The organism is Microbacterium sp. ProA8 (assembly GCF_039905635.1).
GTDB classification, from domain to species: Bacteria; Actinomycetota; Actinomycetes; order Actinomycetales; family Microbacteriaceae; genus Microbacterium; species Microbacterium chionoecetis.
Genome location: NZ_CP157000.1, coordinates 902,707 through 915,399, shown reverse-complemented (window position 1 = coordinate 915,399; position 12,693 = coordinate 902,707). Strand labels below are relative to the sequence as shown.

The window sequence follows — 12,693 nt, the reverse complement described above, 5'->3', positions numbered from 1 at the left end:
CGTCAGACTACCGGGCGACGCTCCCGCCCGGCCTCGGTGAAAGAACCGGGACCGATCGCCTCTGACGGGCCATCGGGGCGTCGATTTCCACAATCGAGCCCGGAACTTTCACACCCGCCGCCAGCGAGCGAGGGGCACGGCGCTATGCCAGTGCGCTCACTCCACAGCGCTCACTCGACAGTGACGGACTTGGCGAGGTTGCGCGGCTGGTCGACGTCGAGGCCCTTGGCCGTGGCCAGGCCCATCGCGAAGATGTGCAGCGGCACGACCGCCAGGAGCGGCTCGAAGAACGGGCCCGCGAGCGGGATGCGCAGCACCTCGTCGGCCTTGGGGAGCACGGCGGCGTCGCCCTCCTCCGCGATCGCGATGACGCGGGCGCCGCGGGCGCGGATCTCCTCGATGCTCGAGATGACCTTCTTGTGCATCTCCGCCGACTTGCGCGGCGACGGCACCACGACGAAGACGGGCTGGCCTGGCTCGATGAGGGCGATGGGTCCGTGCTTGAGCTCGCCGGCGGCGAAACCCTCGGCGTGGATGTAGGCCAGCTCCTTGAGCTTGAGCGCGCCTTCGAGCGCGATCGGGTAGCCGACGTGGCGACCCAGGAACAGCACCGACCGCGTGTCGGCCATCCAGTGCGCGAACTGCTCGATGCGGGGCTGCTCGCGCTCGAGGATCTGCGCGATCTTGCCCGGAATCGCCTCGAGCTCGCGCACGTGGTCGGCGGCATCGGTGGCGGCGATCGCCCCGCGGATGCGGCCGACGTGCAGGCCGAACAGGTACAGCGCGGTGATCTGCGCGACGAACGCCTTGGTCGAGGCGACAGCCACCTCGGGGCCCGCGTGCGTGTAGACGATGGCGTCGGACTCGCGCGGGATGGTCGCGCCCTGCGTGTTGCAGATCGACAGCGTCTTCGCGCCGCGCTCGCGCGCGTACTTGACGGCCATGAGCGTGTCCATGGTCTCGCCCGACTGGCTGATCGACACGACCAGCGTGTCGGGCCCGATGACCGGGTCGCGGTAACGGAACTCGTGCGCGAGCTCGACGTCGACCGGAATGCGGGTCCACTGCTCGATCGCGTACTTGCCGACCTGACCGGCGTACGCCGCCGTGCCGCACGCGATCACGATGATGCGCGAGATGCCGAGGAAGAGCTCATCCAGACCGTCGAGCTCGGGGATGACGACCTCGCCGTCGCGCACGCGCCCGCGCAGGGTGTTCGCGACCGCATCGGGCTCTTCCGAGATCTCCTTGGCCATGAACGACGACCAGCCGCCCTTCTCGGCGGCGGCGGCATCCCAGGTCACCTCGAACGGCTCGACCTCGACGGCGTTGCCCGAGAAATCGGTGACCTCGACGCCCGACGGCGTGATCGCGACGATCTGGTCCTGCCCGATGGCGAGCGCGTTGCGGGTGTGCTCGACGAACGCCGCCACGTCGGAGCCGAGGAAGTTCTCGCCCTCGCCGAGCCCGATGACGAGCGGCGAGTTGCGGCGCGCGCCGACGACGAGCCCGGGCTGGTCCTGGTGCATCGCGAGGAGCGTGAACGCGCCCTCGAGGCGCGAGACGACGGCGCGGAAGGCCTGGACGAGATCGCCGGTGCGGTCGTACTCGCGGCCGAGCAGGACGGCGGCGACCTCGGTGTCGGTCTCGCTGCGGAAGGTGAAGCCGTCGGCGAGCAGTTCGTCCTTGAGCTCGCCGAAGTTCTCGATGATGCCGTTGTGGATGACGGCGAGCTTGTCGTCGTCGGCGAGGTGCGGGTGCGCGTTGCCGTCGGTCGGGCCGCCGTGGGTCGCCCAGCGGGTGTGGCCGATGCCGGTGGTGCCGTCGGCGAGCGGCCGGGCGGCGAGGTCGTCGCGCAGCACCTGCAGCTTGCCCGCGCGCTTGCGCATGCCGAGCCCCCCGTCACCGTCGATCACGGCGATCCCGGCGGAGTCGTAGCCGCGGTATTCGAGACGCGAGAGCCCCGAGATCAGCACGGCCTGGCTCGGGCGCGGGCCCACGTATCCGACGATTCCACACATGCCCACAATGCTAGGCGGCGGGTTTTGCGCGGTTCCTTTACGAATAGCGGATGCCGCAGGCCCCGGCACCCGGTCACTCAAATCTGGCGACTCGCCAAGAAATGCGCCGCGCCCGCGCCGATCTTGGCGACCACGCACCGTCAACCGCCATCGCAGTCCTGGCGACTCGCCAACAACGGTGGGTTCGAGGTGCACAACTTGGCGACTGGCCAAGAACGGGACGGATGCCGCGGTCCGCCGCCTGCGCCGCGGCCAGGCGTCAGAGCTTGCGGAGCAGCACCTTCTCGACGGTGTGGTCGGCGGCCTTCTGCAGCACGAGGTTCGCGCGGTGGCGAGTGGGAAGCACGTTCTCCTCGAGGTTCGGGAGGTTGATCGTGTTCCAGTAGCCGAGAGCGCGCTCCACGGCCTCGTCGTCCGACAGCTGCGCGAAGACGTTGAAGAACGAGTTCGGGTTGCTGAACGCGGCCCGGCGCAGCGCGAGGAAGCGGTCGACGTACCACTGCGAGATGTGCTCGGCATCCGCGTCGACGAAGATCGAGAAGTCGAACAGGTCGCTCACCGCGACGTCGTTGGGAGTGGGCGGCGGCTGCAGCACATTGAGGCCCTCGACGATGACGATGTCGGGGCGGCGCACGGTGACGACGGCGTCGGGGACGATGTCGTAGCGCATGTGCGAGTAGAACGGCGCCCGCACCTCGGGCGCGCCGCTCTTCACCTCGGTGAGGAACGACACCAGCGCCCGGCGGTCGTACGACTCGGGGAAGCCCTTGCGGTCCATGAGTCCGCGACGCTCGAGCTCGGCGTTCGGATACAGGAAGCCGTCGGTGGTCACGAGCTCGACGCGCGGCGTGCCCGGCCAGCGCGAGGTCAGTTCGCGCAGCAGGCGGGCGATCGTCGACTTGCCGACCGCGACCGACCCAGCGACGCCGACGATGAACGGCGTCGTCGAGTCCGCCTCGCCCAGGAACCCCGACTCCTCGGCGCCGAGGCGCTTCGTGGACTCGGCATACAGCGACAGCAGGCGCGACAGCGGCACGTACACCTGCGCGACCTCGGCCATGTCGAGGCGGTCTCCGAGCCCGCGGATCTGGACGATCTCGGTCTCGCTGAGCGGCTGCGTCAGCCCCGAGGCCAGCCGTGCCCAGTCGGCGCGGTCGATCTCGCGGTACAGCGAGAGAACGGGGGTGACAGCACCCATGTCATAGGTGGTCGCTTCATCGGCGGACATCGCGTTCATCGTAGCCGCTGGCGGCGGGATGACGGATGCCGGGGGCCTCCGGCATCCGTCATCTCCCGCCGTTCCGCACGACCGGGCGGCCGGGCACGCCCCTGCCGCTACTCTGAACGCGTGCGCCTCGGAGTCCTCGACATCGGCTCGAACACCGTCCATCTGCTGGTCGCCGACGTCCGTCCCGGGGGCCGGCCGCTCGCGACGACGAGCCAGCGCACCGTGCTGCGCCTGATGCGCTACCTCGCGCCCGACGGGTCGATCACCGAAGAAGGCGTCACCGCGCTGGTCGCCGCGGTCACCCAGGCCCGTGAGGTCGCCGCGTCCGAGCGCGTGGACGAGCTGCTGGCGACCGCGACCTCGGCCGTGCGCGAGGCGAAGAACGGCCCCGAGGTCATCGCGCTCATCGAGGCGGCGCTGGGCCAGCCGCTGCAGGTGCTGGGCGGCGAGACCGAGGCGCGGTACACCTTCCTCGCCGTGCGCCGCTGGTTCGGCTGGGCCGCCGGGCAGATCCTGCTGTTCGACATCGGCGGCGGCTCGCTCGAGATCGCGGCCGGGCCCGACGAGCTGCCCGAGGCCGCGGCATCCGTCCCCCTCGGTGCCGGGCGCATGACGATCCAGTTCCTTCCCGACGACCCGCCGGGTGAGGCGGCCGTCGAGAAGCTCCGAGACCATGCCCGCACCACTCTCAGACCGGTTGCCGCGACCTTCGGCAAGCTCGCCCGCCCCGACCATGTGGTGGGCTCGTCCAAGGCGATCCGGTCGCTCGCGAAGCTGGTCGGCTACCCCGCTCCCGGATGGTCGGGGATCGAACGGATGCTGCTCCCCCGCGCCTCTCTGAGCTCGTGGATTCCGCGGCTGGCCCGGATCCCGGCATCCGCTCGACAGGAGCTGCCGGGGATCACTCCCGACCGCACGTTCCAGATCGTGGCCGGCGCCGTCGTGCTGCACGAGGCGATGCGGGCGCTCGACATCGACGAGCTCGAGGTCTCGCCGTGGGCACTGCGCGAAGGCGTGCTGCTGCGCTACATCGAGTCGCTCAGCTGGAGCGCGCCGAGCGCCTGATCGACGGTGCTGCGGAAACGGACTACGTCTCGATGCGCTCGGTGAACGCGTCGTGGATGCCGGAGATCGCGATCCCCGCCAGGTGCCAGTCGCGCGGACCTTCGACCCCCAGCGAGACCGTGCGCGGAGCGTCGATCATCACGGGGTTGATCCGGCGGTGGTCGCCCATGCCGTCGATCGTGGCCATGACGGCGATGGCGAGGTCGCGCTCGTCGAGGCCCGACCGCATGCGCAGCCCGAACGCGGCGTTGAGCACGCGGTAGAGCTCGGCCATCCGATCCAGATACCGGCCGACGATCTCCGACAGCAGCGCGCGGATGTCGTCGCCGCCCGGCACCGCATCCCCGCTCGAGAGCGCCGCAGACATCGTGCGGTACACGCGCCAGGCGACGGTGTCCTCGACCGCGGCCATGTTGTGCGCCACCGCCGCGCGCAGGACGTCGCGAAGGGCCGCCTGCTGCTCCTCGGGCGAGCTCGCCGCAGCCGCGCCCTCGGTCACGGCGTGCTCGATGAAGCCGAGCGTCTCATCGTCGAAGCCGGTCTCGAACCCCGGATCGGCCTCGAACAGCGCGCGGACCAGATCCGCGACGAACGCCGCACGGTCGGGCCAGATGCGGAAGACCGTCGAGCGCGGCACGCCCGCGGCGCGGATCAGATCCTCGAGCTCGATGTTGGCGTAGTCGAGCTGCAGCCCCTCCGCCTTGACCCGGGCGACGGCGACCTCGAGCATGAGCGTGCGCGTCTGCCCCGCGGGTCTCCGCGATCGAGGTCCTGACTCCGGCATCCTTCGATTATCCCGCGGAGCCGACGGCGTGTCCGACGATGCCGAGCCGACGGCCGAGATCCGGTGCCGGGTCCCCACAACCCGGCACCGACCTGGTCGTCCGCGCGACGGCACGGGGCCGTCCACGGATCGCCGTGCTCGATCCCCCCAGAGTCCGAGCACCTCCGTCACTCTAGGGACTGGGAGTCTCACGTCTCAAGTCCGCGGTTCAATCGCTGAGCAGAACCTGATCCACCATTACGTGTCCCCACGCGCCTGTCGCGTCATCGAGGATCTGGATCTGCGCCGTCCGGCCCGCGAACTCGCTCACCTCCCACTCGACCGCGCGGAGCCGTGCGGAGTCCTCGCCGGTCGCGGTGCGCACCGGCCGGCCGTCGACGAGCAGCTGCACCGAAGTGGCCGGCTCCACGCCCAGCGGATGATCGCCCCCGCCGATCAGAAGGTGAACGAAGTTCCGGTCGACGGTGAAGGCGGGTGACGTGATCGTGCCCGTCGCCGGATCGCCCCCGCCTGCGAACGTGTCGGCGACCCGCGTCCCGACCTGTCCGGCCAGGCCCGAGGAGCTGGGAGCGGCTGCGGCGAAGCTGCCGGTCGCCGTCCAGCCTTCTCCCCACGAGGCGCCCTCGAAGTCGCCGATGATCTTGGCCGGCCGCTGCACGACGCTGCCGAACTCCGTGATCGTCAGGTCGTGGAACGCTGCCGGACCACCCGCCGAGTACAGCGCGATGCCGTCGTCGGCGGGGGGCGCGAACACCTGGCTGGAGTGCACATACCGGCCGTCGTCGACGAACACCTCGATCGTCGTCCGGTCCACCAGGATCCGCAGGTGGACGCGACCGCCGTCCGACGAGAAGGGCGAGCGGCTCTCGGCCTTCCAGGTGCCGGCGGGATGACCGGTCTGACCGCGGTTGAGATACGCATAGGTCTCGGTGACCCCGACGTCGGCGTGGCGGGTTCCGTCGGCGGATCGCCGCAGCTGCAGTCCGATGTTGGTTGCGGTCTGCCACGTCACGTCCGCCTCCACCTGGTACGCGTCCCCCTCGTACGCGAGAGGCAGGAACCCGTCCACGGTGACGTCGCCGAGTTCGACACGCGTCGTGGCGATGCTCTCCAGCGCGGCGACCGGCTGGGAGACCAGGCTGAACGTCGAACCGTAGCGCGCGAGCCGGATCTCCCGCGTGATGGAGTCCGTCCCGTTGAACCCGTCGGATCCCCACGTCGGCGTCGAGTGCGCGTAATCCCAGTTGTTCATCCAGCCGACGGCGTACCGGCGATCCAAAGGCGCCGCCGGGTGCTCCCACGTCACCGCCCCATACCAGTCGAACCCGTGGTCGAGCCATTGCGGGGCATCCTGGTCGAAGGCGAACGACGTGCCGTCGAACGAGCCCGTCCAGTACGCGAATGTCGCCGGCTCGTTCGTCGCGTACCCGTTCGCGCTGACGCCGAAGACCCACTTGACGGAGCCGTCGTCGGCACGGATCCGGAACAGGTCCGGACACTCGATGGTGCCGATGCCCGGGTTCACGTACTCCCAGACCCGCGACCAGTTCTTCAGATCCGGCGAGGTGTAGAAGCTCACGCGATCGCGCTCGGCGATCAGCGCCACCCACCGGCTTCGCTCGGCATCCCAGACGACCTTCGGATCGCGGAAATCCGCTCGACCATCGTTGGGGATGACGGGCGCCTCGCCGTGCGGCCGGAAGTTCCTGCCGCCGTCCGTCGAGTACCAGAGGAACTGCGCCTGCGGGCCGGACGCGTTGGCCTGCTGGGCGAGGGTCGGATGATCCATCTGCGTGACGAGCATCACCACGGCGCCCGCGCCGAAGCCGGCGGTGTTCGCGTGATCGACGACCGCCGACCCCGACCAGAGGTCGTAGTTGGCATTGGTCTTCTTGGGCGCAGCAACGCCTTGATCGGCGAAGACGACCCCGTCGTAGGAGGTCGCCAGTCGCCACTCCGTGCCGAAGTTCGCCGTCGGATCGGCGTTGTAGTCGCCGTTGTACAGGTAGTAGTAGTGGAACTTGCCGTCGACGAAGATCGGCCGCTGCGGGTCGTTCTTCCAGTGGTCCGGCACCGTGAAGTGGTACTGCGCGCGGTACTCGTCATCCGAGTCGGCCGCTCGGGCGGCGTTCTCCGGTGACCCACCCATCAGCGTTCCGGCCACGCCGACACCCATCACGGCGAGCGCGCCGGCGGCCAGCCGCACCCGCCTGCGTCCTGCATCTGACACCATCGTCATCCCTTCTCCGTGCGGGCTTCGCACCCCGCGACCGCGGGCGGGACCGGCACCCGCCCGCGGGGTGCCGGCCCGATCGGTGTCAGGCGCTCGCCACCGCCTCGGTGGCGCGCTGGACGAGCCGCCCTCCGCGCCACTCGACGGGCATGGGATCGGTGACGCCTCCGACGAACGCCCCGTCGTCGCCCGCGTTGCGGAAGGCGAAGAGCAGCCACTGGCCGTCCGAGCGGCGGCGCAGCAGGCGCCCGACGTAGAGGCGCTCGTCCGTCAAGGGGTACGCGGCGTCCACGTCGAACGGGCCGAGCAAGCTCTCCGCCGGCACCGCCCAGGTGCCTCCGCCACTGTCGCGGCGCGCGTCGGTGGCGTGTTCGGCGAGGCAGGAGAAGATCAGCACCGGCCGCCCGTCGACGACCTCGGCCTGCAGCACTTCGAGCTGCCCGAACCCCTGCTCGCTCGGCGCGGTCAGCGGGGCGCGAAGCTCCCACGTGCGCAGGTCGGCCGACCAGGCGTGACCCACCACACCACGCCCGGCGACGGGCCCTTCGGGGGCGCGGGCCGTGAGGAGCATGTGCCATCCGTCCCCGTCCGGGTCGGCGAACACCCAGGGGTCGCGGAAGGCCTCATCGTGCCAGGCGCCGCTCGCGAGCTTCTCGTACCAGGGCTCGCGTGCTTCGAGCACCGGTCCCTCCGCCTTGGTCCAGACGAGGAGGTCGGGCGAGGTGGCGTAGCCGATCCGCTGCACATTCCGGCCGTCGGCCGAGAGCGAGGCACCCGTGTAGAACATGAACCACGTGCCGTCCGGATGCCGCACCACCGACCCCGTCCAGGTGGCGAGCTCGTCGAACGCCGGAGCATCGCTGTGCACGAGCGCGTCGGCGACCTGCGTCCACTCGACGAGGTCCGTCGAGACCGCGTGGCCGATCGCTGCGCGATGGTGGCGGGCATCCGGATCATGGAGCGCGCGCGAGGCGTAGAGGAAGAACAGGTGGTAGCGGTCGCCGTCATCGGCGAACCAGAAGTCCCATACCCAGGAGCCGGGGAGGTCGAACAAGAGAGAAGCCTTTCGAGTGAGGCGCGACACGGCGCGCCGGGTGAAGTGGCCGGCGGAAAAGCCGGAATCAGTCCCCGAGGGAGGGGTTCGGTCGGTGGGCGTCACGCGGTCCGCGCGAGCAGCTCCTCCCGCCGCGGCGGGTCGGCGCCCGGACGCGACACCGTGATCGCGGCAGCCGCAGCGGAGCGCCGGAGGAGCGCGTCGAGTTCGCCGGGACGGATGCCGCCACCCGATGCCCGCAGGCCGAGGCCCGGCTCGCGAGCGAGCAGGCCGTCGATGAGCGCGCCCATGAAGGTGTCGCCGGCACCGACCGTGTCGACGACCTCGGTCGTCACGGCGGGAACCACGACCTCGCCGTTCGCGGTCACTGCGATCGCCCCGTCGGCGCCGCACGTGACCACGACGAGGGCAGGGCCGCCGATGAGGCACTCACGAGCGACCTCGATCGCGTCCCGCCCGGGGTGCAGCCACCGGAGATCCTCGTCACTGGCCTTGACGACATCGGCGATGCCGAGGAGCTCGGCCACCCGGGCGCGCACCGCCTGAGGGTCGCGCACGAGCGACGGGCGGATGTTGGGGTCGTACGTGACGATCGCCCGGCCGTGCGCCGCCCGCACGAGTGCGGCGACGTGGCCGGCGCCCGGCTCGAGGAAGGCGCCCACCGATCCGACGTGAATGAGATCGGCCGAGGTGAGCACCTCCTCCGTGAGTCGTGCGACGTCGCCGCCGAGATCCCACTCCAGGTCGAACGTGTACGTCGCCGCCCCGCCCGCATCCAGCAGCGCGGTGGCCGTCGACGTCCGCGGTGCGGCCACGGCGTCGACCGTGACCCCCGACTGCTCGAGCCAGCCGCGCACACGGCGTCCTCTGTCATCATCGGCCAGTCTCGTGACGAGGGTCGGAGCGCGGCCGATGCGACCGAGTGTGAGGGCGACATTCGCGGGGCTGCCGCCCGGCGCCTCATCGACGCCGCCGGCGGTGCGGTGCACGATGTCGACCAGGGACTCGCCGATCACGACGACGCGCGGCGCGGCATCCGTGCTCATCCCTTCACCCCGCTCGCCGCGATGCTGCTCACGAATGCCCGCTGGAAGATCAGGAAGACGATCAGCACCGGCAGGGTGATGAGCGACGTGTACGCCATCACCTCACCCCACGCGGTGTTGAGCTGGAAGAAGTACTGCATGCCGACCATCACCGGCCGCAGCTCCTCCTTCTGCACCACCATGAGCGGCCAGAGGTACTGGTTCCACGCGGGCAGGAAGGTGAGGATCGCGACGGTGGCGAACGCCGGCCCCGACAGGGGGACGAGGATGCGGCGGTAGATGGTGAACCAGCTGGCCCCGTCGATGCGAGCGGCCTCGTCCAGCGACTTCGGGATCGTCGAGAAGTACTGCGTGAACAGGAAGATCGAGAACGCGTTCGCAATGAACGGCACGATCTGGACTTCGTAGGTGTTCAGCCAGCCGAAGTCGTACTTCAGCACCCCGCCTTCGATCACGAGCGTCGGCAGCTGCGCCACCCAGTAGACCATCGGCACCGCGATCGTCTCGAACGGCACGATTAGCGTGGCGATCACCAGCGCGAGGACGACGATGCGGCCCTTCCACTCCAGCCGCGACAGCGCGAAGCCCGCCATCGAGTTCACGATGAGACCGAGCCCGACGGTGAGGACGGTGACGAACACGGAGTTGAACAGGAACTGCGCGACAGGCACGCGATCGAAGACGCCGAAGTAGTTGTCGAGGCTGATGTCTCCGGTGGGGAGGAACGCGTTCACCGAATCGACGTCCTGCAGGATCTGCGCGTCGGGCTTGAGGCTCGAGACGAACATGAACACGAGCGGGAACAGGAACAGCATGCCGAACAGCGACATCGCGACGTACAGGAGGATCTTCCCGCGCCGTCGGTGCGACTTCTCGCTGCGGACGGGGGCCGCGGGCGGCGCCGGGCGACGTGCGTCACGCGTTGTGGTGAGGGTTCGGGTTTCGGACATGAGTCAGTCCTTCTCTCGCGTCACGCGGCGCTGGATGAGCGCGATGATCAGCACGGCGACGAAGAAGATGAGCGAGATCGCGGCGGCATAGCCGATCTCCTGCTGCTCGTAGCCCTTCCGCACGGCGTGGAAGACGATGGTGGAGGTCGCACCCTGCGGCCCGCCCTGGGTCATCACGTCGACCTGCACGAAGAGGCCGAGCGCTGCGATCGTGATCGTGACGAGCACGAACACCATCGTCGGTCGAAGGCCCGGCCAGGTGACGTTCGTGAACTGACGCCACGGACTCGCGCCGTCCATCCTGGCGGCCTCGTAGAGCTCTTCGGGAATCGTCTGAAGACCCGACAGCCAGATGATCATGTGGAATCCGACGGCCTGCCAGATCGACATGAAGATGATCGCGCCGAGCGCGGTCTGCGGATCGTTCAGCCAGTCGGCGCCCGACCACAGCCCGAAGGTCAAGGCGTCGATCATCGAATTGATCAGGCCGTCCTGCTGGTACATGAACTTCCACAGGATCGACACCACGACGATCGAGGTGACGACCGGGATGAAGAAGATCACGCGGAAGGCGGTGACGCCGCGCATGCGCCGGTTGACGAGCACCGCCAGCAGCAGCCCGAGAGCCGCCTGCACGGGCACGACCACCAGCGCGAAGACGGCGGTGTTGCCGACGGACTGCACGAACAGCGGGTCGGCGGTGAACGCGCGGACGAAGTTGTCCATCCCCACGAAGCGCGGGGGGTTGGGCGAGATGAGCCGCGCGTTCGTGAACGACAGCGTGAAGGCGAGGATCACCGGGATGATCAGGAACAGGACCAGGAGGATGCCGGCGGGGGCGATCATGCCGAGTCCGGCCCAGGTCTCGCGCCCCTTGATGGAGCGGAAGCGACGGAGTTCGCGCCGAGGTTCTTCGGCGGCGACCGTCGGTGGAGTGACAGTCATGGCAGGTCTCTCTGAGGATGCGCCGGCGGGGGCATGAGGCCCCCGCCGGCGCGGCGGATCACTGGAAGCCGTACCCGTCGTTCGACGCGATGTTCGCGTCGATGTCCGACACAGCGCGATCGAGCGTCTCCTGCACGTCGGCGCCGCTCATGATGTCCTTCGCGGCGGTCTCGAAGGTGGCCGAGATCACGGCGTAGGCGGGTGTCTCGGGACGCAGCACCGCGTACTCCTGCGAGAACTCGACGAACGGACGCAGGGCGCCGTCGTCGCCGAAGTACTCCGATGCCTGCGCGGCCGCCTCGGTGGCGGGGATCACGACCTGCTTGTCGGCGAACTCGGTGATGTACTCGTCCTGGAAGCTGAACTCGAGGTACTCACGAGCGCCGTCGGCGTCGTTGCACTCCGACGAGATGCCCCACTGCCACGAGCCGCCGCCGATCTTCGGGCCGTTGCCGAGGTCCGGCGGGGGCAGGATGAGCAGGTCGTCGCCGACCGCGTCGAGTGCGGCGACGGCGTTCCAGACGCCCGTGTAGCTGAGCGCCACCTCGTCGTCGACGAACTCCTGGTTGCCGACGGTCCCGCTGTTGTCGGCGTAGCCGTCGGCGAAGAGACCGGCGAACCACTCGCCCCATGCGACCGCCTCGGGTCCGTTGAGCGCGCCGTCGGCGGTGAGCATGGTCGAGCGGTCGATCAGGTCACCACCGAAGCTCTGCAGGAACGGCGAGTACGCGTACGGCCACCACTCGCCGGTGTCTTCGGCGCCGATGTCGATCGGCGTCTCGTATCCGGCATCCTTCAGCGTCGCGAGAGCGGCGCCGAACTCGTCGGCCGTCCACGGCTCCTCCATCGTCGGGATGCGGATGCCGTTGCCCTCGAGCACCGACTGCCGCGCGAAGATGGCGAGAGCCGCATCCCAGTACCCGGCGGAGTAGATCTCGCCCTCCCACTTGCCGACCGCGGTCGGCAGCAGCGAGTCGGTGAGTTCGGTGGGCAGTTCGAGCGGCTGCAGATATCCGGCCCAGGCCCAGTTGGGCATGATGGGGCCGTCGAGGTCGAGAAGGCAGGGAAGATCTCCGGATGCCGCGGCGGCGACGATCGCGTCGTTGTAGGCACCCTGCGGGAACGACTCGTGGACGACCTCGTACTCGTCCTGCGAGTCGTTGAAGTCGGAGATGATCTTCTCGTAGACCTCGAGCTCGGCGGGGTTGCCCGCCGAGTGGGTCCACATCGTCAGCTCGGTGCGGCCGTCCGCGGTCGTGGCGTCTCCTTGGCCGGCTTGCCCGCAGCCGGTCAAGGCGATCGCCGTGACCAGCCCCGCGGACACGAGGATCGGGGTCCTTGTGCGCATTGTTGTGGTTTCCTTTTCT

10 protein-coding genes are annotated in these 12,693 nt (G+C 69.4%); 1 reads left to right on the top strand and 9 read right to left on the bottom strand.

Annotated elements, in window-relative coordinates:
• Nucleotides 1-170: 170 nt before the first annotated feature.
• Complete coding sequence (glmS, locus tag ABG085_RS03945) at nt 171-2,021, bottom strand: glutamine--fructose-6-phosphate transaminase (isomerizing) (protein ID WP_347978125.1); 1,851 nt, start codon at nt 2,019-2,021, stop codon at nt 171-173.
• 259 nt (nt 2,022-2,280) lie between these two features.
• The gene (gene coaA / locus ABG085_RS03940) at nt 2,281-3,249 is read right to left on the bottom strand and encodes a type I pantothenate kinase (protein ID WP_347978124.1); all 969 of its coding nucleotides are present in this window, start codon (nt 3,247-3,249) and stop codon (nt 2,281-2,283) included.
• 120 nt (nt 3,250-3,369) lie between these two features.
• On the opposite strand from coaA, the gene ABG085_RS03935 reads away from it, so the two are divergent.
• Complete coding sequence (locus ABG085_RS03935) at nt 3,370-4,314, top strand: Ppx/GppA phosphatase family protein (protein WP_347978123.1); 945 nt, start codon at nt 3,370-3,372, stop codon at nt 4,312-4,314.
• Nucleotides 4,315-4,336: 22 nt separating this feature from the next.
• On the opposite strand, the gene ABG085_RS03930 is transcribed toward ABG085_RS03935, so the two are convergent.
• The 7 genes from ABG085_RS03930 to ABG085_RS03900 form a co-directional block, all read right to left on the bottom strand.
• Nucleotides 4,337-5,044: a hypothetical protein gene (locus tag ABG085_RS03930; RefSeq protein ID WP_347978122.1), complete on the bottom strand. Its 708-nt coding sequence runs from the start codon at nt 5,042-5,044 to the stop codon at nt 4,337-4,339.
• Between the two features lie 262 nt (nt 5,045-5,306).
• On the bottom strand, nt 5,307-7,337 hold the full coding sequence (locus tag ABG085_RS03925) for a GH32 C-terminal domain-containing protein (protein ID WP_347978121.1): 2,031 nt from the start codon (nt 7,335-7,337) through the stop codon (nt 5,307-5,309).
• A 79-nt stretch (nt 7,338-7,416) separates the two neighbouring features.
• Entirely contained in the window at nt 7,417-8,385 is a 969-nt protein-coding gene (locus tag ABG085_RS03920; RefSeq protein WP_347978120.1) for a glycosyl hydrolase family 32, read from the bottom strand.
• Between the two features lie 101 nt (nt 8,386-8,486).
• The gene (locus tag ABG085_RS03915; RefSeq protein ID WP_347978119.1) at nt 8,487-9,431 is read right to left on the bottom strand and encodes a carbohydrate kinase; all 945 of its coding nucleotides are present in this window, start codon (nt 9,429-9,431) and stop codon (nt 8,487-8,489) included.
• A complete protein-coding gene (locus tag ABG085_RS03910) occupies nt 9,428-10,381 on the bottom strand; it encodes a carbohydrate ABC transporter permease (protein WP_347978118.1) in 954 nt (317 codons plus the stop codon). The genes ABG085_RS03915 and ABG085_RS03910 overlap by 4 nt, the downstream gene beginning before the upstream one ends.
• 3 nt (nt 10,382-10,384) lie before the next feature.
• Nucleotides 10,385-11,326 carry a sugar ABC transporter permease gene (locus ABG085_RS03905; RefSeq protein ID WP_347978117.1) on the bottom strand — a complete coding sequence of 314 codons (942 nt, stop codon included), beginning with the start codon at nt 11,324-11,326 and terminating at the stop codon, nt 10,385-10,387.
• 58 nt (nt 11,327-11,384) lie between these two features.
• Entirely contained in the window at nt 11,385-12,674 is a 1,290-nt protein-coding gene (locus tag ABG085_RS03900) for an extracellular solute-binding protein (protein ID WP_347978116.1), read from the bottom strand.
• Nucleotides 12,675-12,693: the final 19 nt, after the last annotated feature.

What these genes read in the sequence shown, in the direction of transcription:
- ABG085_RS03905 (WP_347978117.1), bottom strand. Translation starts at nt 11,326, where the DNA reads ATGACTGTCACTCCACCGACGGTCGCCGCCGAAGAACCTCGGCGCGAA.
- glmS (WP_347978125.1), bottom strand. Translation starts at nt 2,021, where the DNA reads ATGTGTGGAATCGTCGGATACGTGGGCCCGCGCCCGAGCCAGGCCGTG.
- ABG085_RS03915 (WP_347978119.1), bottom strand. Translation starts at nt 9,431, where the DNA reads ATGAGCACGGATGCCGCGCCGCGCGTCGTCGTGATCGGCGAGTCCCTG.
- ABG085_RS03900 (WP_347978116.1), bottom strand. Translation starts at nt 12,674, where the DNA reads ATGCGCACAAGGACCCCGATCCTCGTGTCCGCGGGGCTGGTCACGGCG.
- ABG085_RS03925 (WP_347978121.1), bottom strand. Translation starts at nt 7,337, where the DNA reads ATGACGATGGTGTCAGATGCAGGACGCAGGCGGGTGCGGCTGGCCGCC.
- coaA (WP_347978124.1), bottom strand. Translation starts at nt 3,249, where the DNA reads ATGTCCGCCGATGAAGCGACCACCTATGACATGGGTGCTGTCACCCCC.
- ABG085_RS03910 (WP_347978118.1), bottom strand. Translation starts at nt 10,381, where the DNA reads ATGTCCGAAACCCGAACCCTCACCACAACGCGTGACGCACGTCGCCCG.
- ABG085_RS03930 (WP_347978122.1), bottom strand. Translation starts at nt 5,044, where the DNA reads ATGCTCGAGGTCGCCGTCGCCCGGGTCAAGGCGGAGGGGCTGCAGCTC.